This is a genomic window from Silvibacterium acidisoli, from assembly GCA_022870745.1.
In the GTDB taxonomy this organism is placed as follows: domain Bacteria; phylum Acidobacteriota; class Terriglobia; order Terriglobales; family Acidobacteriaceae; genus Silvibacterium.
Genome location: CP085323.1, coordinates 5,020,107 through 5,043,101, shown reverse-complemented (window position 1 = coordinate 5,043,101; position 22,995 = coordinate 5,020,107). Strand labels below are relative to the sequence as shown.

General features: G+C 56.3%; 16 protein-coding genes. 12 read left to right on the top strand and 4 right to left on the bottom strand.

What is annotated here, in order from left to right; genetic code table 11:
• The first annotated feature begins 226 nt into the window (after nt 1–226).
• From LJD29_RS20555 to LJD29_RS20545, 3 genes are read left to right on the top strand one after another with little or no spacing between them, the layout of a single operon-like run.
• On the top strand, nt 227–2,587 hold the full coding sequence (locus LJD29_RS20555; protein ID WP_446743449.1) for a protein kinase domain-containing protein: 2,361 nt from the start codon (nt 227–229) through the stop codon (nt 2,585–2,587).
• A 29-nt stretch (nt 2,588–2,616) separates the two neighbouring features.
• On the top strand, nt 2,617–3,819 hold the full coding sequence (locus LJD29_RS20550; protein ID WP_446743448.1) for a hypothetical protein: 1,203 nt from the start codon (nt 2,617–2,619) through the stop codon (nt 3,817–3,819).
• Nucleotides 3,816–4,580, top strand: a complete 765-nt coding sequence (locus LJD29_RS20545) for a PP2C family protein-serine/threonine phosphatase (RefSeq protein ID WP_446743447.1) — start codon at nt 3,816–3,818, stop codon at nt 4,578–4,580. The genes LJD29_RS20550 and LJD29_RS20545 overlap by 4 nt, the downstream gene beginning before the upstream one ends.
• A gap of 60 nt (nt 4,581–4,640) precedes the next feature.
• Here the strand turns inward: LJD29_RS20545 and LJD29_RS20540 are convergent, their stop codons facing one another.
• From LJD29_RS20540 to tssK (LJD29_RS20530), 3 genes are read right to left on the bottom strand one after another with little or no spacing between them, the layout of a single operon-like run.
• Nucleotides 4,641–8,063 (bottom strand): ImcF-related family protein, encoded by a 3,423-nt coding sequence (locus tag LJD29_RS20540; RefSeq protein WP_446743446.1) that lies wholly within the window; start codon nt 8,061–8,063, stop codon nt 4,641–4,643.
• Between the two features lie 8 nt (nt 8,064–8,071).
• Complete coding sequence (locus LJD29_RS20535; protein ID WP_446743445.1) at nt 8,072–8,761, bottom strand: DotU family type IV/VI secretion system protein; 690 nt, start codon at nt 8,759–8,761, stop codon at nt 8,072–8,074.
• Nucleotides 8,758–10,113, bottom strand: a complete 1,356-nt coding sequence (gene tssK, locus LJD29_RS20530; RefSeq protein ID WP_446743444.1) for a type VI secretion system baseplate subunit TssK — start codon at nt 10,111–10,113, stop codon at nt 8,758–8,760. Before tssK (LJD29_RS20530) ends, LJD29_RS20535 begins: the two co-directional genes overlap by 4 nt.
• 135 nt (nt 10,114–10,248) lie before the next feature.
• On the opposite strand from tssK (LJD29_RS20530), the gene LJD29_RS20525 reads away from it, so the two are divergent.
• Nucleotides 10,249–11,055, top strand: coding sequence for a hypothetical protein (locus LJD29_RS20525; protein WP_446743443.1), 807 nt, complete (start codon nt 10,249–10,251; stop codon nt 11,053–11,055).
• Between the two features lie 16 nt (nt 11,056–11,071).
• Here LJD29_RS20525 and tssK (LJD29_RS20520) read toward each other — a convergent pair whose 3' ends face one another.
• Nucleotides 11,072–12,592, bottom strand: a complete 1,521-nt coding sequence (tssK, locus tag LJD29_RS20520) for a type VI secretion system baseplate subunit TssK (RefSeq protein WP_446743442.1) — start codon at nt 12,590–12,592, stop codon at nt 11,072–11,074.
• 35 nt (nt 12,593–12,627) lie between these two features.
• Here tssK (LJD29_RS20520) and tssB point away from each other — a divergent pair, with 35 nt between their 5' ends.
• The 8 genes from tssB (at nt 12,628) to tssH (ending at nt 22,993) form a co-directional block, all read left to right on the top strand.
• On the top strand, nt 12,628–13,143 hold the full coding sequence (gene tssB, locus LJD29_RS20515) for a type VI secretion system contractile sheath small subunit (RefSeq protein ID WP_446743441.1): 516 nt from the start codon (nt 12,628–12,630) through the stop codon (nt 13,141–13,143).
• Nucleotides 13,144–14,634 (top strand): type VI secretion system contractile sheath large subunit, encoded by a 1,491-nt coding sequence (gene tssC / locus LJD29_RS20510; protein ID WP_446743440.1) that lies wholly within the window; start codon nt 13,144–13,146, stop codon nt 14,632–14,634.
• 36 nt (nt 14,635–14,670) lie between these two features.
• The gene (locus LJD29_RS20505; protein ID WP_446743439.1) at nt 14,671–15,156 is read left to right on the top strand and encodes an Hcp family type VI secretion system effector; all 486 of its coding nucleotides are present in this window, start codon (nt 14,671–14,673) and stop codon (nt 15,154–15,156) included.
• A 94-nt stretch (nt 15,157–15,250) separates the two neighbouring features.
• Nucleotides 15,251–17,017: a type VI secretion system domain-containing protein gene (locus LJD29_RS20500; RefSeq protein ID WP_446743438.1), complete on the top strand. Its 1,767-nt coding sequence runs from the start codon at nt 15,251–15,253 to the stop codon at nt 17,015–17,017.
• Nucleotides 17,014–17,481, top strand: coding sequence for a type VI secretion system baseplate subunit TssE (tssE, locus tag LJD29_RS20495; protein ID WP_446743437.1), 468 nt, complete (start codon nt 17,014–17,016; stop codon nt 17,479–17,481). Before LJD29_RS20500 ends, tssE begins: the two co-directional genes overlap by 4 nt.
• Nucleotides 17,481–19,319 carry a type VI secretion system baseplate subunit TssF gene (gene tssF, locus LJD29_RS20490; RefSeq protein WP_446743436.1) on the top strand — a complete coding sequence of 613 codons (1,839 nt, stop codon included), beginning with the start codon at nt 17,481–17,483 and terminating at the stop codon, nt 19,317–19,319. Before tssE ends, tssF begins: the two co-directional genes overlap by 1 nt.
• The gene (gene tssG, locus LJD29_RS20485) at nt 19,283–20,317 is read left to right on the top strand and encodes a type VI secretion system baseplate subunit TssG (RefSeq protein WP_446743435.1); all 1,035 of its coding nucleotides are present in this window, start codon (nt 19,283–19,285) and stop codon (nt 20,315–20,317) included. The genes tssF and tssG overlap by 37 nt, the downstream gene beginning before the upstream one ends.
• A 12-nt stretch (nt 20,318–20,329) precedes the next feature.
• Nucleotides 20,330–22,993: a type VI secretion system ATPase TssH gene (gene tssH, locus LJD29_RS20480; RefSeq protein ID WP_446743434.1), complete on the top strand. Its 2,664-nt coding sequence runs from the start codon at nt 20,330–20,332 to the stop codon at nt 22,991–22,993.
• Nucleotides 22,994–22,995 lie beyond the last annotated feature (2 nt).

Genomic DNA, 22,995 nt, shown 5'->3' with positions numbered 1-22,995 from the left:
GGCAAACCTTTCGCACCGGTCGGAGCTCTTCTCTCGGCCGCAGGCAGGAGATTAGCTAATACGCCCCTCTGCACGTTGACGATGTGATGTAAGAATCGCGTTTCGCACCAAGCTTCCCGTCCAACCTCAGGAATAAAAGCCTGCTCTCTCGCGTTATTCCCAAGCGCTGGCTCCGATGAGTTGTGTCAGCAATTTAAGCGGGTGACCGAGAGGAATGCAGAGTGCCATGAGCGATCCGAAGCTTATTGGTCGTTACGTGATTCGCGGGGAGCTGGGTCGTGGCGGCATGGGGGTGGTGTATCGAGGTGAGGACCGCCAGATTGGGCGCGAGGTCGCCATTAAGACGCTGACAGAGGTGACCCCGGAACTGCGCGACCGTTTCTACCTGGAAGCCCGGTCGGGAATACTCAGTCATCCCAACATCGTTACTGTCTATGAGCTCGGCGAACACGAGGAAAGCCCCTTTATTGCCATGGAGCTTGTCAACGGTGAATCACTCGAGCGCATGCTGCGTGCGCGCAAGCGTATACCGTTACTCGAATCATTGCTGATAGTCGAACAGCTGTGCGCAGGGCTTGGCTATGCGCATGGCCACGGTGTCGTACACAGGGATGTAAAGCCGGCAAATGTTCTTGTTCGTCCAGATGGACGCGTGACGATTGTTGACTTCGGTATCGCTCGCCTGGCCGATCAGACGAGTAAGCTCACACAGCCTGACGCACTGCTGGGTACGTTTCACTACATCGCTCCGGAGCGACTGAAGGGTGAGATCAGCGATGGTCGCGCCGATGTCTGGTCAGTGGGAGTGATGCTTTACGAGATGCTCTCGGGCGAATTGCCGTTTAAAGGCAAGGATGTCTCGTCTCTGTATCGCGTGATCAACGAGCCTTACGTACCTCTGCATGAGTACGTGCAGGACCTGCCGCCCGGACTGATCGAGGTTCTTGATCGCGCTTTGGCCAAACAGGTACAGGATCGCTATGCCGCTGCTGAAGAAATGGCTTTTGACCTTCAGGCGATTGCGGATGACCTGAAGGGGGAACGTGTCAGCGCTCTGCTGCAATCGGCGAGGAACCTTGCTGATGAGCGTGAGTACGTCAACGCTCGTTCTGTGCTGTTACAGGCACAGCGCATCGACCCGCGTAATACCGAAGCAAAGGCCCTTGCGATCGAAGTACAGGATCGTATGAATGAGTTGCAACGCAGTGAGCAGCTACTGCAACTGGTAGAGCAGGCGCAAAGCGCCGCTGAGAAGAAACACTGGGAAGAAGCGATCTTGCTTTTAGAGCAGGCTCAGGGGCTGGATACTGAAAACGCTTACGATGTGGGCCGTAGGATAACGGAAGTTCTCGAGCAGAAAGAACAGCAGCAGAAACTGATTGCGCTTTGGGAGCGGGCAAGCGACGCCCGCCGCAGGGGCGATCTAACCGGAGCCGAAGAGCTTCTGAGTGAAGCTCTTCGCATTGACACACGCAGCACCGATCTCCGCAACGCCTACTCCGTCGTCGCGCGCGAGCTTCGCCGTAAACAGGAAACAGCAAAAGTAGAGGAATTGCTTCGCGGCGCGCGAGAAAGCTATACGATGCGCAGTTACACGGAGGCGATCGCGCGGTTGCGGGAAGCCACAGAGATCGATCCGGCTCATCCCGGCGTGCAGGAACTACTCTTTACCGTGACCACCCGACAGAAAGAAGACAGGCGGCAACAGCTACTGGATAAGCTGGCCCTGGAGATTCAGGAATCTCTTGACCGGGAAGACTACGCGCAAGCGGATGACCGGCTTCGTCGTGCTTTTGAAACGCTGCCCGAAGAGCCTGTGCTGACGAGACTCCAGGAGGAGCTTTCGCGAAGGAAGAGGGAACGCGAACAGTCAGATATGGCACGGGAAGTCGTGCTGCGGTCCCAGGAATTGCTTGCAGATGAACCGGAACGAGCGATGGAAGTGATCAATCGCGGGTTGGCTCAATTGCCTGATAGTCCCATCCTGCTGCAAGCGCGGGATCTTGTACTGCGACACCAACCCGAAAAGCAGGTTGTAGCCGAAAAGCCAGTCAACTCCGGTGCGAAGGCAGCGCCAAAGCCCACTGGGCCGGCACCTGCAAAACAGTTGCCTGCGGTGAAGAAGAAGCCGGGGGGTATCGGGAGCCGGTTCAAGCTTATTGCAGTAGTGGCTGGAGTGTTCGTCTGCGTCCTGATAGCGGGATCGGTACTGTTATCTATCTCCCATCGGCCCAAACCTTCGGCACCGTTGCCCCCGGTCAAGCCTGTTGCGACGACGACCAAATCACCGGTGACACCCGTTGCACCGGCACCGCGAGTTGATTTTGAGATCGATGCTTCGCCATGGGCCACCGTAGTTTCGATCGCAGACGCGAAGGGGCAAATGGTTCCGCTCCCGTCGGCAGATGCACCTACACCGCTGCGCATGGAGGGAGTGAAGACAGGGGTCTACACGGTCAATCTTCGGAGCGAGTTTAACCACCAGGAAAAAGCGGTGCAATGTTCTGTGACGGAGCAGCAACACTTGTGCACAGCTGATCTCGGAACGCCAGATGTGCAGACGCTGGTGAATGGGGAGCATCCATGAGGGTGGGTATGTGGAGAGCAATGTTGATAGTGGCGGTTTTTGTGGCCGCTGCTGAGGCCCAGCAACCGAGTGGCGGTGCGGGAGCGGAACAGCTCATGGACGCTGCCCGGCAAGCCCACGATGCAGGGGATCTCCAAAAAGAAGCAGAGGACATCTGTCGCGCCGCCGGAATCAATCCTAAGTATGCGAAGCGATGCGACAAGGCTAAAGATAGTCTTGCGAAAGCTATGGCCCAGTTCGAGGCCGACTACAATCAGGCGGTGTCGGAAGCGCAGCACAGAGATTTCCCCGGGGCGATTCGAGACTTCAGCAAGATCACTTCGGGGCCTCGCCACGAAGCTGCCCAGGCTTTTCTACCTCAGATGCGTGTGCTCGGGCACATGGGTACTGACGATGAGCTCAGTCATACGGCAATGCGGCTGGCCTCCTTCTTCTACAGCGGAGGGAAGCTGGAAGAGGCGGAATCCTGGCTGAAGTTCGTCACAGTGTCTTCTTTGCAGTCGGCAAAGACCCAGATGCAAACCAATATTCGCGTTTATCGCCAGACGATGCAGCAGGCTGGTCTATTGATGGGGCAGCACAACTGGACCGGTGCTATGCAGCAACTGCAGTTTGCGATGCAGATACTGCCGTCCGGGCCGGGAGATCCACAAGGGCAGTTGAAGCAGGCCCAGGCGCAGATCGCCGCCGGTGAGCAGGCCGCACAGCAGCAGGCGAATGCGCAGGCCGCAGCATTGAAGGCGGCTAATGATGCAAAGATTCAATCTTTGCTTGCAGCTGGCAGCAAAGACGAGGCAAGAGGGGACACTGCCGGGGCGGTGAAGGCGTATACGGCGGTATTGGCGATCGATCCGGCGCAGGCGACGGCGCTTGCCGGACGCAAACGGGCTCTTTCCAAGCCGATGAATGATCCGAAAGCACTCGAGGCATTGCTCGATGACGGTGTCACCCAGTTTTACGCCTCGCAGTATATCGAGGCGGATGAAAGCCTGAACGCTTACCTCTCGAGAGGCGGCAGAATTCACGCAGGCGCCGCACACTTTTACCTGGGCGCTGCTTTGACTGCGCAACAGTTGCTCGCGGATCCGAAAGATGCGCCACACATCGATGATCTGCAACAGCAGGCCCGCAAGCAATTCGAAGAAGCGCGGAAGCTGAATTTCCAGCCGCTGGAAGCTGCAGTGTCGCCGAGAATTCTTGATCAGTGGTCACAGACTGGCGCCGCGCAATGAACCAGATCCATCATGATGAGGGTACAGGTAACGCTCCGATGAAGCTTGAAGTCGCAGCTGTTTCCGATATTGGACACAGACGTGGCAACAACGAAGACTGTTTCGGTTACGACCTTGGCTTAGGCCTCTTTATAGTCTGCGATGGAATGGGCGGTATGGCTGGTGGAGAGGTTGCCAGCAGCCTTGCGGTCGAGCAGGCCATTGAGGTGTATGAATCATTGAGCTCCTCAAATCTGCCGGTTGAAGAACGCCTGCACACTGCGATTGAAGCTGCGAACGAAACGGTCTGGCACGAGGCCAGCAAGACGCCGGCCCTCAGGGGCATGGGTACCACGCTGGTGGCGGCCTGCTTCAACGATCAGCGGATTGTAATTGGCAATGTCGGCGACAGCCGGGGCTATTTTTTGCGCGGCAATGCATGTACGCAAATCACTGAAGATCACTCCGTCGCAGCGGAACGAACGCGCGATGCTCATAGTTTGTCAGCAGAGCAGATTCCGGCGGCAGTTGCCCAATACATCACTAGAGCGATTGGCGCGGAAAGTCATGTGCAGCCCGACTACTATACTGCCGAGATACGTTCGGGCGACGCGATTCTTCTGGCAACAGATGGACTCACGCGCTACGTGGATGAAGCTCAGATCAGTGATACGGTGCAGGCATTCGATTCAGCGGAAGAGGCCTGCCGTGCTTTGCTCGCGATTGCGCACAGCGGCGGGGCAGTTGATAACGTAACCTGCATGGTGATTCTTATTCACTAATCTGAAAGACATCGATGGTAGAAGAGCCCTCCGGTTTACGGAGGGCTCTGTCGTTTATGGTTACCTGGCAACCTGCGCGGTGCAGCGCAAGCCTGTACGGGCATCCGGGTTGAGAATGTCAGCACCGGAGAGCTCGATGCGTTCGGTCAGTGCAGTGCCATTCACCATGATCGGCGTACCCGAAATCTGCAGCGGATAGGAAAGCCGTAAGGGATTTGAAGACTGCTCGACGTGTCCCCGGTCGACAAGATGAAAGAGCGCCCAGGGTCCGTTGAACTGGAGAGGGAGATTATTCGTGCCGTAACTGGCAATCAGCTGGGCCTGCTGGGCAGACTGTGAGGACCAGTGGAAGGCGTGTGTCACATCAGCGCCCGACGCCTTTTGGCCATCTACCTGCAAAGTCACGCTTTCGATGTCTGGCGAGCGGAGGATGTGTGCATTAAATTGCAGCTCGGGAGCAGTTGCCTCTGCTGGGAAGAGTTTGGTTGAGAATCCGGCGAGACGATTGAACATTGCCAGAAACTGCGGCGTTGGCTTAACTGCGGCGCCTGGCGATGCTACCCATTGTGATCCCTGCTGAACGATCACAGGTTTCAGGCTGTTGAGGTAGAACTGCCACAACGCTCCTGTGCCAGGCTGCAGTATGGCGGCGATCTCAGCCGGTGTGGCCTCAACGTTTGAGGTGCGGTCGAGGGGATACTTGGACATGACAGGAGCAGCGGCGGTGCAGAACTGCCGTCCTGCTGCATTGATCTCCGCGGGTGCGGCGCCTCTTACAGCTTCCTCCACGGAGTCGATGGGCTCCTGCAGGAGTTTCGTGACAAGTTGTTCAACGTGGGCCTGCGGATCGACATCAAAGGACTGCGAGGTCTGACTGACTGCTCCATGAGCGTTCGCGGCTGCAGAGATTACACCCTGAGCGGAGGCTGGATTACCTGCAGCGGTCGGATCCTGCGCAAGCTGTGATACTGCTCCCTGCAGAGAGACCAACCCATTGATGTACGCGGAGTTTGAGGGTGCGATAAGGCGGGAAACCAGATTGGGTGGCACCAGTGCCTGTGTCGGCTGAAACTGATGCGCGATGGGCGCCTCTGAGACTGAAGTATTCTGCGAGGCGGTGAAGATAAGTGCAAGCAGTGCGGAGCTAGGCGAAGAAAGTTTGCCGAGCTTTTGACCTGCGTCCGAAAGTCCGTGAAAGCGCACAACGGAGGCAGAGTGCAGGTAGTTCACCCATTGTGAGCTGAAGTCAGCGTTGTAGCGAGATGTGAGCTTTGGAGTAAGGTCATTCGCCGAACTCGACTGCTGCGTCTGGTCGCCGAGCACCCACGGTTCTCCTGTGAAAAAGCGCTCAGGATTCCTGATAGCGGCTTCCATAAAAGAAAATCCTTTACGAGAGAACGCGCCCGGAACTATGTGGCTTTCCACCACAGTCGCAGACGAACCTGGATAGAGGCGGTTGAAGTCGATCGCCGGGGAACTGCGTTCAGCAGCGGCAAGCATGTTCTGGTACACCCGGTCGAAGCTGCCAAAGCTGTTGAGATACGCTCGACCGCCCTTAACCGCTGTTGTACTGGGAGCGATGTTGTAGACAGATTCAATGCGAAGTTCGTCGCCGAAGAAATGGAACTGTTCGGACGCGAGCTGAGCTCTTTGATCTTCGGATGAGAGGCGGCCTGCCGCCCAGGCCGGAGTCAATACATTTTCCAGAAAGTCCCCGGAGCTGAATTGAGGATAGCTGGTTGTGATCAGATAAGCGCGAAGCGGATTGTAGGCAGCGAGATAGTCTGCAGAGGCCGGAGCCGTTGCCGGCAGAGAGCTTAACGAGGTGCGTATCCGTGACTGGGTGGAATCCAGCAGCACCCAGCGAAAGCGCTGGAAATAAAGATCACGAGTGGATTCGAGCAGGGCGTGTCCGCGATACAGGCCCCAACGGTAGCGCCAGGGTGCGCCATCGCGGTCAAACTCACGTAGCTGAATCAGAGCGATGCGGAGCCGGTCGAGGTCGGCAAGCTGTTGCAGGTTTGCGAGGTCGACGGTAGCTCCGTCAGGAGGCAGCAATTTTGCTGCCTCGCGGATGTTTCTCTCAAGCGATGCGTTATTGAAGTACGAAACCGTGAGACCTATGGTCCATAGCAAGGCTACGGAAGCTGCGGCGGCAAGGGCGGCGCGGCGCAGCAGGCGTACGCGTGGGCTTGCGGCCGCTGCGTGTTGCTGTTCGTCCTTACTGAGGAACACTCCAGAAAAGAGCTTTGGAAGGAAACACCACTGTGCAGTTGTTCGCGTGGCGCCCGCACGGACCGGCTGTTCAATGCCTTGTGCCTGCCGCAGTGAGAAGATGCCCGTCGCGTCGGAGTCGGCAAAGGTAGCGCTTTGCGATTCTGCGGGAACCATCACGGCTTTCTCGTACAGTCGTGCGCGCACACCTACCAAAGAAAAGCTTCGCAACGCAGGACTGGCGTTGAGTTGGCTTGGGCGAGTGAGCTCGACCATGTAGTTAGTGAGGCGGCCTCGAAGCTTTTGAAGTTCCCGCGGGAACTGATAGATGCCTGCGACACCAGGAGACTGTGTTTCGCGTCCGAGTATCTCGAGGCGAAACTCGCCGAGTGAAAAGAAGAGACAGTCGAGAGATGAGGAAACCATGGCCGCAGTCCGATCTGCGTATACACCGCCTGCCTGATTCTCCATGGGGAAATCGACCCCCATCCTTTCGCAGGCCTCTTCATGGGTCAGGTGCTGGACATATTCTGCAAATCCGACGATGCGATCGGTCTTGGTGAGAACAACGTGGACGGGTAGATCAGCTCCCAACTGTCGAGTCATGACGCGAAGTGCCGCGTTGGTTTCTCGTGCGAGCTCGGTGAGCCTCTCATCCGAACCCGGTCCAAAGAAGGCTTCGCTGCTGATGCAAACGACTGCAGCTCGAAGTGGCCTGAGTCGATGTGTCATTGAAGCGATCAATCCTGGACTTGTATCTCTTATCAGAGCGCTCCATGCCGATGCGTCACGCGACAACGATTCGCCCGCATCCAGAAAAATGTTTCCATCGGCGTACCAGAGGTTCATCTGCTTCGTGGCAACGACGACTCCGTCCTGATACACCTGCCCTGCGAGCAAGTCTGGCTCCATACCGCACTTGCTGATAGTTGTTGTTTTCCCGCTGTTCGGTGCGCCAAGAACGTAGAGCATCGGCATGGATGACAGCGTGTTCACTCCCGGCCGCTGGGCACTGCGCAGGCGTTGCGATGCGGCGCGCAGCAGGATCTGCCGCTCTGGTTCTGGCCCGGATGTTGCGGGAGCTGCACCTATCTGGCTTCTTCTAGGTGAGAAGCGATAGAGAAGAAACGCAGCAGCCGCGCCCATCAGCACGAGCGCAACACGAAGAAATAGCAGCGGCGATCCGCTGAGATGGAAGATGGTCCCGGCAAAGATTCCAAAAACTATGGAGAGCAGGAGAAATGCTGCTGGCAGTAGATAGGATTTCAATGGGCCTCCTAGAGGGTGCCGGCGACGGCGTTGTGGATTGCCGCTGCGCCCGAGGCGAGAAGAAGATAATAGAGACAATAGGCAATCATCATCACTCCAGCCAGAGCTAAGGTCGACCACAACAGGGAGCGGGTCATGGAATCGCTGCGCTGAGGAACGGCGGAAGGTTGAGAGTTCGCATTTTTCAAGCCGAGTGTTGCGTGGCCGCGGATGCGTTCGATGCGGGCTCGTGACTGGCGAAGCAACGAATAGAGCTCTCCGCTATCGCCAAGCGCATAGCGGCCGCGATACCCGAGAAGAAGACAGAGGCAATGTAGCTCGAGTACATCCGCAAGTTGTTGCGAGTCCTGCTCAGAGAGATAGCTGCGAAGATTTCGAAAGAAAGTCTCTCCAGCGAGATGGCCTCCAAAGAGTTCCTCCTGTAGAGGCTGCCTCGCCCACTCTGCGAAAGCAGGATCCTGCAGGTTCAGGATGCTTTCATCGAGCAGGGCGACCACAGCGAAGACAGATCCCTGTATTTTCTGGTTGTCGTATCCCAGATCACGGGCGTCACGCATCGGCGCCTGAAGCAACTGGCGGATCTGGCGGCGAAAGTTCGGGGCATCTGCGACAGATTGTGAGCGGAAGCGCACACGAACGATTGCCGTGAGGACTTCCTGGAATACGGAAGCAAGGCTGCTGCTGCGATCGATAGTCATGACGTACGCTCAGAGATTACGGTCAAGGTGAAGTGGGGATCAGCGATTTCGCCGGGAATGTAAATGCCAACCGATCGCGATTGCTGAATGTGCTGCCAGCATGGTCCTGCCGTGTCGATCGCGTAGTATTGCATGTCGGCTGTTGCGCGGATAGCGGCAGGAGGCACTGGCAGATGCGTAAGCCGCATTCCAGGTAAAGCCCGCTTTACGAGCTCTTCTACAAACCGGGAGGAGCAGACTTTGACGAGCCGCGGTACCAGCCTGAGCTGCTCGGATTCCCCAAGTGAAGATCGAATGCCGAGTATCCAGCGGGCGCGCCTTAAACAGCGTTCGTCTGCAACCTCCGCGCTATGGAGATACGGACTCCTGGCGTGAAAGACGAGTTCGACAGTGTTCGTCGGGACGACGATCTCAAGGTGCCGGTAAATGTGCGCAAAGAGCAGCCGGAACGCGGGACCGGGATCGTTGTGGTCATAAGGGGGCAAGGTTCTTGGATCGGAATCGAGAGCAAACGTGCACAGAGCTCCGGCCAGTCTTGAGAGCTCGAGAAAGCATTCGGACGGATGCGCATGGCGATGTTGGACGAGGTGGCGCAACACAGGCACGCTGCTGTGTAAAGCGTGAAGGAACCAGTAGTTCGCGATGTCCAAAGGAAGGTTGCCCGACTGTAGCTCTCCTTGCGCTTGTAAGGGGCGAGCCAGGGTTGCACTCTTTTCAGCGATAACCTCGATCAGACGGTTGATCTCAAGAATCAGAGTCTCACTGGCGCTGGTGCGCAGCAGGCAAGGCACAAAGTCCGCATCGTAAACAAAACCGCGATTTGCATCGCGAACAAGGCGGGCTATCGGCAGAGAGAGCTCATTGTCGGCTAGTTCCCGGGTGGAAGCGATACGTATATTTTTCCCGGCCATTGCCACCTGCTGCTCGTCGATGCCGTTGGTTTCATCTCGCAGGATTACGTTTCTCGCGAAGTGGCGCGTGCCCGCACGCTTTCCTTCAAGCGTGGGTTGGTTGCCCTCACTCGTTCGACTTGAGATTGCAAGGTGAAGGACTACTTCCGCCTCGGAGGGTTCTGCCAGCGATGAAAGTGTGCGGGTTTCAGGCAGCGCATCCGCTCCAGGCATATCGAACTGCAGACCATCGGGGAACATGCCTGCAGCATGCTGAACAGCGACGATGCCGTTGGCAATGCTCTCTATATCCATCTGCAGTTGCAGAACGCCCCAGGGCTCTCGCCACAGGCTCGAGGCGAGGAACGCGATGGAATCTTCGAAGTAGCGGCTCTGGGTCTGAAAGTGATGCGGGGCGAGATACATCCCCTCAGACCAGACAACGCGCGAAAGAAGTTTCATTATCAACTCGATCGTGTGAGTAAGAGCGGCGTGAGATACGTAAAACTAATGAATTCATGCCGCCGAAGGAATAACCACACGCGCCGCGTTTTATTCCTCATATCGAAGAGCACGTAAGGGAAGAGGAGAAAGAAGATGGATGATCGGGAAGAAGTGGCGAAGCGAATAATGCCTGCGCGGCCGTCAGATTCCGCGCCCTCTCAATCGGATATGAGCGGCATTTTTCGCCAGGTGCCCGTCGGGCGAACTCTAAACGATGAGCAAAGGCAGAAGCATCAGAAGGCGGTCGATGACCGGGGATTTACCCAATTCTTTCAGCCAGCTCAGGACGGCCGTTCTGGATCAGAGGTATCGAACGAGCGTGGTGAGGAAGAAGTGGCGTGGAACCAGGTACCCGGTCCGGGCGACTTCACCCGCATGTTTCAGCCGCTGCCGGCAGAGCCGAAGCAGGAGAGCCAGAGTATGAATACCCCTCAGCAGAATGCGAGAGCGCCGCGCCAGTCTCCGATGGACAGTGGTTTTACGCAGCTGCTGCGTACGCTTTCGAGCGAAGAGCCAGCCACCTTCTCTTCCGACGCCCCGGTTCCACCGCTCTCGACGCCGCCGCCCAGTGGGCCAGGGGAGTTCACCCGGATCATCTCAAGGTCTGCGATACGCGAGGCCAGTATGCGCGAGCCACTCAGGCCCGTGGAGGAAAATCTTCCGGCGCAGCCGAGAGCGGTCGACACTCCGTCTCAGTCAGCGGCGCCGCTGCAAGGCCTTCCGCAGCCCCAAACATATGCGCAGCCTTTGCCACCTGCAACGCCCGTAACTGTTCCGAAGCAGTCGACTGGGTCGGGAGAGGACAAGATGCAGAGATATGTCCATGTGCTGGTGACTGCAAATCTCTTACTCACGGCCATGGTGCTGATTCTTGTGACTGTCCTGCTCGCGCGGCACTAGTGAACGCTCCTGGCGTTTACTTTGCTTCGGAAGGCACGAGGATCAGCTCCATCGCAGCATTTGCTATTTCCCTCGGCACGTACACCCCAAAGTTGCGCGAGCGCTTTACGGATTCCCACGCTGTTCCTGCTTTGTCGAGCCGAAAATACTGGTAGTTGAGCTTCACTGGAATGGCTTGCGGAGGTGCTGGCATATGCGTTAGCGGCACTCCCGGCAGCGCCTGGCGTATGAGGGTTTCGAGATGTGTGGCGGAGCAGGCTTTAAGCAGGGCCGGAGCGCGTTCGATCAGTTCTACTGCTGGAATGTCGGCGGCTACGGCAAGATAAGCAGCTCCGTTAAGATATTCATCCTTATCGATATCGGTAGTGTGAACAGAGTCGCTGGTGCTCCTGAGAGGAAGGGCGAGAAAGCGGCTCGGAATAACGGTGTTGAGAAGAGAGAAGATCTGCGAGACCAGCTCCAGGAAGCAGCTGCCGAGGTCATCGTGTTCGTAACGTGGGAAGTCAAGTGGCTTTGCTGACTGCGAAAACGTGGTGAGCGCTCCAGCGAGAGACAACATCTCTGTGTACAGCGTCGCAGGATGGATTTGTGTGGCCCTGAAAAACTCCTGCAGCACTGGCAGACGCGTGTTCATTGTATACAGCAGCCAAAAGTTGGCGACGTCAGAAGCACTAAAGTCTGCCAGAGAATAATTACGCTGCCGACGCCCGGCTGAGATTTGTGAGCTTCTTGAGGAAAGAACTTCAATCAGCCCGCGAAGCATGCCTTGAAGCCGTTCGCTCGCACGCAGATTCAATACCGGCGCAATGAAGTCGCGATCGACGGTGTAGGTTGAGGCCTCAGTGCGGATTACACGCGCTATGGGCATGACTATCATGCCATCGTGAGTCTCGCTTTCGGTGAGTATTCCAAAGTTCTTTCGGGCGAGCGCTACAGGCTTTTCGTTTTGTGGGTTGTTCTCATCCCTCATCATTCTGATCTCAGAACGAAAACGGGTCGTTGGCCCGTTGCGCTGCGTGGAGACGTTGGTGCCACCATGACGGTGTTGTGGGACCGCCAAATAAAAGGTGCAGGCGCGCTGACCATCAGCAAAGCATTCATCGAGAACACGGGATTCCGGCGGGACATCTGTGGCTGCGGTATCGAAAGCCAGGCCGTCTGGAAACACACCTTGCATCTCGCCTATTTGCAGCCGGCCCTCACCCACAGCCGTGATGTCGAGAGCAATGCTACTGAATCCCCATGCGCAGAACGATAGCGAATTCAAGACAAAGTGAAGCGACTCTTCAAAAAAATGATCCTGAGCCTGCAGATGGTGTGGTGTGAGAAAGACGCCTTTCGACCAGACGACAGATTGAAGATGCCGCATCCTGATACTCCTCGCATTTATTCGGGCAATGTTCGAAGCTATTTGCTTCGTGATTGTGCGCCTCTGGCGGAAATCGTGAGCTCCAGAGCAGAAAATTGCCGCACATGGGAATAGACACGCGGCGGCTGTGTTTATTCCGGCATAGCAAGGTGGACGAACGCGCTTCAAGAAAAGAGCGTCCGGCCTGAACAGGAGCGAAGTCTATGGCGAGAGAAAGCACCCAAAGCAAACTGAGCCGCGTGCGTCCCCCACGTGTGCAGATTACATACGATGTCGAGGTCGGGGACGCCATTGAACAGAAGGAACTGCCATTCGTGATGGGTATCCTGGCGGATCTCAGCGGACAACCCAGCGAGCCTCTTGGACCGATGAAGGATCGCAAGTTCACTGAAGTGACACCGGATAACTTCGATGCTGTTCTTGCAAATCTAAAGCCGCGCCTTGCCTTTTCCAGCGAGAATGCGTTGACCGACGATCCGAAGCGCGGGCAGCTTGGAGTCGAGCTACATTTCGAATCGCTGGACGATTTCTCACCGGAGCGCGTGGCGTTGCAGGTGGAACCCCTGCGCCAGTTGCTCGAGCTGCGGACCAAGCTGTCGGACCTGCAGGGCAGCCTGCAGGGCAATGACAAGCTGGATGACGCACTTTATGCAGCGGTAAGTGATACAGATCTGCGCGAAAAGCTGCGCAAGGAACTTGTGAGCAACGGAGAGGAATAGATGGCAGCCCAACAACAGGAAACAGTAGCCAACGTACAGTTGCAGGCGGAGAGCGGCACACCTTTGCTTGATCAGATTGTGAGCGAAGGGCGATTTCAGCGTGACTCTTCCACACAGGAGCGTGGACGCGATCTGGTGAAGGAGTTTGTGGCGCAGGTGCTTGAGGGCCACATGACCCTTACGCGTGATGCAGAGTCATCGATTCAAGCACGGCTCGCTCAGATCGATCTGCTGATCTCAAAGCAACTCAATCTGATCCTTCATCACCCTTCGTTTCAGAAGCTGGAGAGCTCGTGGCGGGGAGTTCGTTACCTCCTGGACCAGAGCGAAACGGGAACGATGCTCAAACTGAAAGTCCTCAACGTGTCGAAGCGGGAGCTGTTGCGTGATCTGCAGCGCGCGCCTGAGTTTGACCAGAGTGCTCTGTTCAAGAAAGTGTATGAGGAAGAGTTCGGTGTTTTCGGCGGAGCTCCTTTTGCAGCCCTGATTGGAGACTACGAGTTTGGACGCGGCCCCGAGGACATGGATCTCCTTCGCCGTGTGGCGCAGGTTGCAGCTTCATCTCATGCCCCGTTCCTGTCCGCAGCTTCTCCTGAGCTCTTAAATCTTGCCGCTTTCACCCAGTTGGGTGCACCGCGAGACGTAGCGAAGATCTTTGATTCGACGGAGTACGCGAAGTGGAAATCATTCCGTCAGTCGGAAGATTCCCGTTATGTCGGCCTCGCGCTTCCGCGCTTCCTGGCACGTCTTCCCTATGGATCCGAAACGAATCAGGTGGAGGGTTTCAACTTCGAAGAAGACGTAGATGGACGCGATCACTCAAAGTACCTCTGGAGTAATGCGGCTTATGCACTCGGTGCAAGACTTACTGATGCGTTTGCCCGCTACGGCTGGTGTGCGGCGATTCGCGGTGTTGAAGGCGGTGGCCTCGTAGAGGACTTGCCTGCTCATAATTTTCAAACAGACGAGGGTGACGTAGCACTTAAGTGCCCGACTGAAGTGCAGATCACTGACCGTCGCGAAAAGGAACTGGCTGATCAGGGACTGGTGCCTCTGGTCCACTGCAAGGGTACGGACTACGCTGCGTTCTTCAGTGTGCAGTCGGCAAACAAGCCCCGTCTGTACGACCAGGAATCAGCAAACGCCAACTCGAGGCTGTCGGCCCAGCTGCCGTATATCTTCGCGATGTCCCGTTTTGCGCACTATCTCAAGGCAATGATGCGTGACAAGATCGGTAGCTTTACGAGCCGTGGTGAGTGCGAGACATTCCTGAATCGCTGGATCAGCCAGTATGTGCTGTCCGACGATACTGCTTCGCAGAGCGCCAAGGCCAAGCTTCCACTTCGTGAAGCCTCCATCGAGGTATCTGACGTGCCCGGAAAGCCGGGCGCTTACCGCGCAGTCGCGTTCCTGAAGCCACACTTTCAGCTCGACGAACTCACGATCTCACTGCGGCTGGTCGCGGATCTTCCAGAATCAGCACGTAAGTAAACCGAAAATTTCAAACGATGGAAGGAGTATCAAAAGATGGCAGATCAGGGCGTAGATTATTTTCTGAAGCTCGACGGAGCTGAGGGCGAATCGCAGCACACGGGTCACACGAATGAGATTCGAGTACTGAGCTGGAGCTGGGGCGGCTATTCGGAAAGCAGCGTAGGCAGAACACAGGGATCGGGCGCTGGTAAGGTCACGATGGACCCAATCAGCCTTGTTGCGGAGATGGATTCCTCCTATACAAAACTCGCGGGCTTTCTTACCCAGGGTAAGCACATCACCAGTGGCCAGCTTGCGGCTGTCAAGCAGGGATCTAACAACCAGGACTACGTTGTCATCAAGCTCACGGAAATTTTTATTTCCGCATTGAATGTGAGTGCTTCGGGTCAGGTCCCTGTAGTCAACATGACACTCACCTACAAGTCGATCAACACGGAATACAAGAAGCAGAATCAGCAAGGAAATCTGACAACGGCCGGTACGCATACTTACGATGCGTCTACCAATCAGACCTCTTAAAGTGCTGTCACTCGTTTGAGTGTCTGATCTGGCGTGCGGCGGCTGCCTGTCTGCCGCACTGCCATTGTTATCGAGATGTAACAGGGAGATAAAGTTGCTGATTCTTGAACAATTACTGGAGCCAATCAGCCTGGAGGAGCCTTCGGGGCCAGACCTGCGTTATGCGGCTATCACTGATCAGATTCGCGATGCGAGCCTCGTAGAGGACGACACGCTTCCGATGGGTCAGTGGACGCGCCAGGCACGACGCGCGGACTATGCTTTGGTTGAATCCCTCACCGCGGGTGCCCTCGCAAATCAGTCCAAGGATCTCTGGTTCGCGGTATGGCTCGGTGAAGCTGCGTTGCACTTGTATGAATACAACGCGGTCGAGCCCATTTTCAGGCTGCTCCTCAAGCTGCAGGAATTATTCTGGCCTTCGCTTCATCCCGAATTTGAAGAAGACGATCCCTATCTGCGTGCTGCTCCTCTGCAATGGGCGATGCAGAAGTATGCGGGCCTGGTCCATGCACTCCCGGTAACCGGCAATGGCATTAGTTATTCACACTTCCATCGCCTGCGAGCGGGCTCGGTCTCTTTTGAAGATCCCGATTACCTTGCTCCAGACGAAGTGGAAGCAGCAATTGCTGCTACGACACCGGAATTCTGCAGTGATGCAAGGGAAGCTCTTCTTCAGGGACGTCAGGCACTGGAAGAACTCGCGTCCTTCTGCGATGAACATTATGGCGAGGAAGGACCTTCGTTTGTAGACGTGCGTTCTGCACTTGACGACGTTCTTAATGTGCATGACCAGATCGCCAGGACCAAGCCTGTTCCAACGATGAGCGATGCCGTTGTGGAGTTTTATGCTTCGTCGAATACCGATGATGTTGCCCCTCAGCTAATCGTGAACAGCGCTTTGGAGGAGGAAGCAGACAGACACGTTGACGAGCCCATCATCTCTGCAGGAGAGATTGATTCCTGGCCCGGGCTCGAGCAGACGCTTGAGGCTTGCCTGGAATTTGTTCTTCAACAGGACCGTGACGGTGTCTCCAGTCTTTTTCTGTCTCTTGCTCTCGAGCAAACGCGGCGCCATCTTGTCGCCGATGCGTCGGCCGCACCTTCTTCAGAAGTAAGACTTGCTTTGAAGCGTGCGGCGGATGCCGGCGATTTCGAAACTCTTCTGAAGCTGGCCATTCATGCGATTGCGAGACCCAGTGATACTCCATGGTTGGACGCTTACAGGTACCTGAATATGGCGGCCGCAGCGATCGGCGCCAGGGAGCTTGAGCAGACATCGCTCGATCTGGTCCGCGCATTAGTAGGGAATTATCCACTCAGCCGGACAGCGATGTTCGAGGATGGCACGCCCGCCGCCAGCCGGGAGACCGAAGGTTGGATGGACTCCGAGGTGATGGCGTCCGCTCCAGATCGCCATGAGGTGAACATCGTGGAAGAGCCCCCCGTGTTGCGAGCGGCCGCGCTGTCTGATCCGAATCAGCTTTACGAACAAGCGAGCGAAGTCGCGAGGAGTGGAGATCTGAAAGCGGCCGCACAGCTCCTGCTGGAAGATCAGTCCGCGTTACGCAGCGGCCGCGGATCCTTTGTCAGGCGCGTGGAGTTCGCCCGTCTGTTGTTAAGCGCCGGCCAGCTTACGACGGCTTATGCCATTGTCGAGCGGCTCCTCGCAGTCGTCGAGGAGAGGCGTCTGGAGCATTGGGAAGACAGTTCGATGATCGCTGAGTTGTTAGCGATGCACCTGCACAGTTCGCAGGGACGAGCGGAAGACACAATACGCCAGGCGGTGTTCCAAAGGTTGTGCCAGGTTGATCCCATCTCTGCGTTGAATGTGCAGGCGATGATGGAGGTCTCTGCAAGATGAGCAGGTCAAGAGAAGCGCTTTACTCTCAATCCCTCGTGGAGCGCCTGAGCCAACGCAGTCAGCGCCCGTCGACGCAACCGTCATCGCTGCGCCTGATCAAGGAATCGCTGCGCCGTGACCTTGAGGCGTTACTCAATACTAGACGGCACATGGGGCAGGCTCTCGATGGCTTTGAGGTCGCGTCGAATTCGGTGCTCAACTATGGCCTGGAAGACCTGACGAACATTCGCACAGACCCGGAGGGGCAACTGGTGCAGATGCAGCGTGCTATTCATGCTTGTCTTGCACTGTATGAGCCACGGCTCAGCGATGTGTCTGTGAGTGTCCAGGGAGGTGCGGATCTGCCAGGCAGAGAAATACGACTGCATATTGCTGCACATCTGCGACTGACACCCGGTGTAGAAATCATCTACTTCAACACTGTGTTCGATGTTGCCAGCGAAACCTATCTGGTAGGTCAATAATGCGCTCTGGGCTTTTACAAAATTATGAGCGCGAGCTGGGCTATATGCGCCAGCTTGGAGCCGAGTTTGCAGCCAAGTATCCGGCTGTCGCAGGCAGACTTCTGCTTGAACCCGATCGCTGTGCTGATCCTCATGTTGAGCGGCTTATCGAGTCTTTTGCATTTCTGGCCGCTCGCATTCATCTCCGTCTGGATGATGACTTTCCCGAGCTGACGCAGGGATTTATGGATGTTGTCTATCCGGCTTATTTACGTCCTCAGCCGTCGATGACTGTTGTGGAATTTCAGCCGGACGCTGCGAGCGGAGGTAATGGGACAGTGACCGTGCCTCGCGGAAGCGAGTTGCTTTCAAAGCATGAGGCAGAGGGCATCGCATGCACCTTTAAAACGAGCTATCCGGTTACACTGTGGCCACTCAGTGTCCGGCAGTGCTCATGGAGACGTCCGGAGCAGGTTCCGGTCACCGCTCGAGTGCGTGATGCAGCGGCGGTGCTCCAGGTCGAGCTGGCGACAACACAAGGTGCGAAGTTATCAGCGCTCGACTTGGATGATCTGGTCTTCTATCTCAGCGGAGACCGGCTGATTGCGTTGACGCTCTATGAGATGCTCTCGCGTAATTTGTTACAGGTTGTAGTTCGTAATTCGCTGGAACAGCATGGACAGCACTATACGCTGGAACGGCATAATCTGCTGCCCGTGGGTTTTGCAGAAGGCGAGAGTCTTCTTCCTTCAGATCCAAGAAGCTTCCAGGGGCAGCGTTTGATACAAGAGTATTTCAGCTTCCCTGAAAAGTTTCTCTTCTTCCGGCTTAACGGTTTGAGAGCAGCAATCGAAGCGGTAGGTGCGTCCACCTCGCTCGAGATCATCTTCTTTATGTGCCAGCCTGAGCACCCCGAAAGGCTTCAGAGTCTGGAAAGCGGTGTCAGTACAGAGACGATGCGGCTTTATTGCACGCCCGCCGTCAACCTCTTCCATCAGGTGGCGGAGCCGATCGTAGTGACACAGACACGGACAGAGTACCCAGTGACGGTCGACGCACGCAGTCGCGGAAACACCGAGGTGTTCTCGGTGGAATCGGTGCTCGCGACAAACCCTTCTCGTCGCACCGCCTCGGCCATCCCCCCGCTTTTCCAGCATCGCTTTCAAGAGTCTGCGACCGATCCTGTGTACTGGAAGGCGACGCGCAGATACTCGGACGTGCATCCGGAGAAGCCCGGCAGGATGTTTCTTTCGATCGCCGATCAGGATGGAACGATGTTGCAACCCGATGCAGAGATACTTACGGTTCACTGCACCTGCACGAATCACGACTTACCCTCGATGTTGTCCGTCGGAAGCAAAGATGGGGATTTTCATCCTCCCGTTCCCGCGGGAATAGGGTCTGTTCGCGCACTGCACAGGCCCACCAGAAGCTTTCCTGTGCCGGCTCGGGAGGCTGAAACGTGGAGCCTTATCTCCCAATTATCTCTGAACCATCTTTCCATAGGAGAGAAAGGCCTGCCTGCATTGCAGGAGATCCTGAGGCTACATAACTTTGCTCGTGCGCCACATCTGGAGAAGCAGATCGCTGGAATTCTCGAGCTGAGGGGATCTCGCCAGATCGCGATTTTGCAAACCGAGGCTGGAGGTGGAGCAGTTCGTGGCATGCGCCTTGAGATGGAATTGGATGAGTCTCATTTCACAGGCGGCGGAGCCTATCTTTTTGCGGCGGTCATGGATCGGTTCTTTGGGCTCTACGTTTCGATGAACAGTTTTTCTCAACTGGCAGTGCGCACCACTTCGAGGAAGGAGGTTCTGGAAGAATGGCCACCACGAGCGGGAACACAGATGCTGCTGTAGCTCATCCTGAGTTATTGGAACGCCTGGAGCAGGAGCCCTTCCGCTTCCATTTTTTTCAGATGGTTCGTCTTCTGGAGCAACTCCATCAGGAATATGCCCCAGTTGGCAGGATGACTTCGCCAAGGAAGGAGGCGGTACGCTTCCATGCGCCGCCTGCTTTCGTGTTTCCAGCGAGCGAGGTATCGGATTACGCGGCTGAAGACGATGGGAACCAGGCTAATGTCACCGTGAGTTTTATGGGCTTGAACACGATCAACGGCCCCATGCCCCGTGTGTATACAGAGGCATTGCTCGGCGCAGCGCGTGAAAAGGATTATGCAGCGCAGGACTTCCTGGACATCTTCAATCATCGCCTTCTCTCGCTTTTTTATAGATCTTGGCGCCGGTATCGTCTCCTGCTGGCAGCCGAGAGAAACGGAGATGTGGAAGATGACCTGGTGCGGCGTCTCTATGATCTTGTGGGTTTGGGTACGGCTGGACTGCGGAATCGCATGGAGATCCGCGATGAGAATGCTCTCTACTATTCCGGACTTCTCACTGCCCAGGTTCGTTCCGTAGAGGGTTTACGACAGATTCTCGAAAGCTACTTTGCAGTCTCTGTGGAGATCCGGCAGTTCAGCGGTGCGTGGGTGCGGCTTGCGCCAGGCCAGCAAACAGTGTTGGACGAAGGCAGATCGATGTCGGAACGCTTGGGAGCGGGCGTGGTACTCGGCGATGAAGTGTGGGAGCAGGAAGGCGCAGTGACAGTAAGGCTCGGCCCCATGAAGCTCGAACGCTATCGCGAATTCCTTCCCGGTTCGCGAGGACAGGCGGAGCTCGCGGCCTGGTTGAGGCTCTACTCACGCCGAGCCTTTCTGTTTGCAGTGCAACTCGTGCTGGAAAGCCATGAAGTGCCGCAAACAGCTCTGCAAAAAGGAAACCGTCTCGGTTACGAAAGCTGGCTAAAGGCAAAGCCCATGCGCCGGGATCCAGACGAGACAGGCTACATAGTGCAATAGGAGAACAAGAGAATGGTTACAAGTGTAAAGCCGCTGGTGCAGCGTTTTAACGACGTAGTTCGTCAGGCTATGGAGGGAGCGGCTGGGCTCTGTCTCTCGCGCACGCACTATGAAATTGAGTTGGAGCATCTTTTGATTAAGGTGCTTGAAAACGATTCCACAGATCTGGTGCGCATTCTGGATCATTTTGGCGTCGATCGGGAGGGCTTGAATCGCGATCTGAATCGTGCGCTACTGCGTCTGAAAACCGGAAATTCACGTACCCCTGTTTTCAGCCCGATGCTTGTGTCCGCACTTCGCGAGGCCTGGTCTGTGGCTTCACTCACGCTGGGGGAAAGCCGCATCCGCAGCGGGCACATTCTCCTGGCGATTTTGGCGGAAGATCGCCTTGCCCGTCTTGCAGGCAGTATCAGCCATGAGTTCGAGAGAATACCTGCTGAGACGCTGGCGTCGAAGTTCGAGGACATCACCGATGGATCCACTGAAGCAGGCGAAGTCGTACTTAGCTCTGAAACGGCTAGAGGGGTACGAACTGCTGCTACGCCCCATCTTGATCAGTACACCGACGATCTGACTCGCGCGGCCAGTGAAGGAAAGATAGAGCCAGTCGTAGGACGCGATGCGGAAATCCGCCAGATGATTGACGTGCTCATGAGGCGGCGTCAGAACAATCCGATCCTGACCGGTGAAGCAGGCGTTGGAAAGACCGCCGTGGTGGAGGGTCTTGCCCTTCGAATCGCTAAGGGGCTGGTGCCGGAGGCATTGAAAACCGTCAGGCTGTTGAGCCTTGACCTCACTTTGCTGCAAGCCGGTGCAAGCGTGAAGGGTGAGTTCGAGAGCCGCCTGAAGGGACTGCTGAAGGAAGTCAAGTCCTCGGCACAGCCTGTGATTCTGTTCATAGACGAAGCGCACTCGCTTGTCGGCGCGGGCGGTCAGCCGGGGCAGGGGGATGCGGCAAATATTCTGAAGCCGGCACTGGCACGAGGAGAACTCAGGACAATCGCCGCTACCACCTGGGCGGAATACAAACGCTATTTCGAGAAGGATGCAGCACTCACGCGACGCTTTCAGGTGATCAAGATCGAAGAGCCATCGGAATCGCTCTGCGAATCGATGCTGATTGGTGTTATGCCTTCACTGGAAAAGCATCATGGAACGCGAATTCTTGACGAGGCAATTCGCGCAGCGGTACGACTTTCACATCGTTACCTACCCGGGCGCCAACTTCCTGATAAGGCAGTTTCAGTGCTTGATACCGCATGCGCTCGCGTTGCCCTCAGCAAGGGCACTCAACCCTCCGCCATGGAGGATCTGGCACGGCAGGTAGCCGCGTCACAAGGGCGGCTTCGCATTCTTCAGAGAGAACAGGCCACCGGAGGGAGGCACGAAGAAGAGATTGCTCAGTGCCAGGCCGATATCGAACGCGCGGGTAACGAACTGGTAGAACTGCAAACTCGTTGGCAGCAGGAGAGGCAGCTGATCGAGCAAATTATGCTGCGCTATCGTCTCCTGGAAGATCAGTCAGAGAGCGGCGCAGCAACTGAGGAGAGCCGGGAGCAGGCCCTGCAGGAACTTGAAGCGCTCCGTTCAGAGCTGCGGGTCCTGCAGGCACACCTGCCGCTCACACATCCGTTCGTCGATGCCAGGGTGATCGCTGTCGTTCTCTCGGAATGGACGGGGATACCAATTGGAAAGATGGTTGACGATGACGCTGCCAAAGTGCTGCGGCTGAAGGAAGATTTAAAGCTACGCATCATTGGTCAGGACCACGCACTGAAGGCGATCGCACAGCGTATCTGGACCTCACGTGCAAACCTCGAAGATCCCGCCAAACCGATTGGGGTCTTTATGCTCGCCGGGCCGAGCGGAGTGGGTAAGACGGAGACCGCCCTCGCACTGGCTGACCTGCTCTACGGAGGCGAGCAGAATCTGATTACGATCAACATGTCGGAGTTTCAGGAGCCGCATACCGTTTCCACGCTCAAAGGAGCACCTCCGGGATACGTGGGCTACGGAGAGGGAGGCGTCCTCACAGAAGCAGTGCGCCGGCAGCCCTATTCGGTCGTGCTGCTGGATGAGGTGGAAAAGGCTCACCCCGATGTCCTGGAAATATTCTTCCAGATATTCGACAAGGGGCACATTGAAGACGGTGAGGGCCGTTACATCGATTTCCGCAACACGTTAATTCTGCTTACTACCAACGCCGCGAGCGCGATCATTGAGCAGCTTACGAAGCCGGGTAGTCCCGCGGTTTCTGCGGGAGAACTGGCTAGTGCAATTCGTCCGGAGCTGAACCGGGTATTCAAGCCGGCATTCCTGGGCAGAACGCTGGTTGTTCCATATTTCCCGGTGCGGGATGAGGTTCTGAGACAGATCATTCGCCTGAAACTCGGGAAGATTGAGCGTCGTATTGCGTTACATCATCATGTGGAGCTTGAGTGTGACGAGCGCCTGATCTCGCTTTTCGAGGAACGTTGCCTGGAAGTAGAAAGCGGGGCTCGAAATGTGGATCACCTGCTCTCGAATACGCTACTTCCCGAGCTCTCACGAATGTTGCTTAGCCGGCTGTCAGAAAGCGAACCACTGGAGCGAGTCAATGTGTCCGTCTCTTCACAGAACACGTTTACTTATACCTGGACAACCCGTGAAAGTGCAGGAGAGCTCGCAAGCGTTTAGGG

Excerpts from the sequence above, each read along its gene's own strand:
- LJD29_RS20555 (WP_446743449.1), top strand. The coding sequence starts at position 227 with ATGAGCGATCCGAAGCTTATTGGTCGTTACGTGATTCGCGGGGAGCTG.
- LJD29_RS20545 (WP_446743447.1), top strand. The coding sequence starts at position 3,816 with ATGAACCAGATCCATCATGATGAGGGTACAGGTAACGCTCCGATGAAG.
- LJD29_RS20535 (WP_446743445.1), bottom strand. The coding sequence starts at position 8,761 with ATGACTATCGATCGCAGCAGCAGCCTTGCTTCCGTATTCCAGGAAGTC.
- tssK (WP_446743444.1), bottom strand. The coding sequence starts at position 10,113 with ATGAAACTTCTTTCGCGCGTTGTCTGGTCTGAGGGGATGTATCTCGCC.
- LJD29_RS20525 (WP_446743443.1), top strand. The coding sequence starts at position 10,249 with ATGGATGATCGGGAAGAAGTGGCGAAGCGAATAATGCCTGCGCGGCCG.
- tssB (WP_446743441.1), top strand. The coding sequence starts at position 12,628 with ATGGCGAGAGAAAGCACCCAAAGCAAACTGAGCCGCGTGCGTCCCCCA.
- tssC (WP_446743440.1), top strand. The coding sequence starts at position 13,144 with ATGGCAGCCCAACAACAGGAAACAGTAGCCAACGTACAGTTGCAGGCG.
- LJD29_RS20505 (WP_446743439.1), top strand. The coding sequence starts at position 14,671 with ATGGCAGATCAGGGCGTAGATTATTTTCTGAAGCTCGACGGAGCTGAG.
- tssE (WP_446743437.1), top strand. The coding sequence starts at position 17,014 with ATGAGCAGGTCAAGAGAAGCGCTTTACTCTCAATCCCTCGTGGAGCGC.
- tssF (WP_446743436.1), top strand. The coding sequence starts at position 17,481 with ATGCGCTCTGGGCTTTTACAAAATTATGAGCGCGAGCTGGGCTATATG.
- tssG (WP_446743435.1), top strand. The coding sequence starts at position 19,283 with ATGGCCACCACGAGCGGGAACACAGATGCTGCTGTAGCTCATCCTGAG.
- tssH (WP_446743434.1), top strand. The coding sequence starts at position 20,330 with ATGGTTACAAGTGTAAAGCCGCTGGTGCAGCGTTTTAACGACGTAGTT.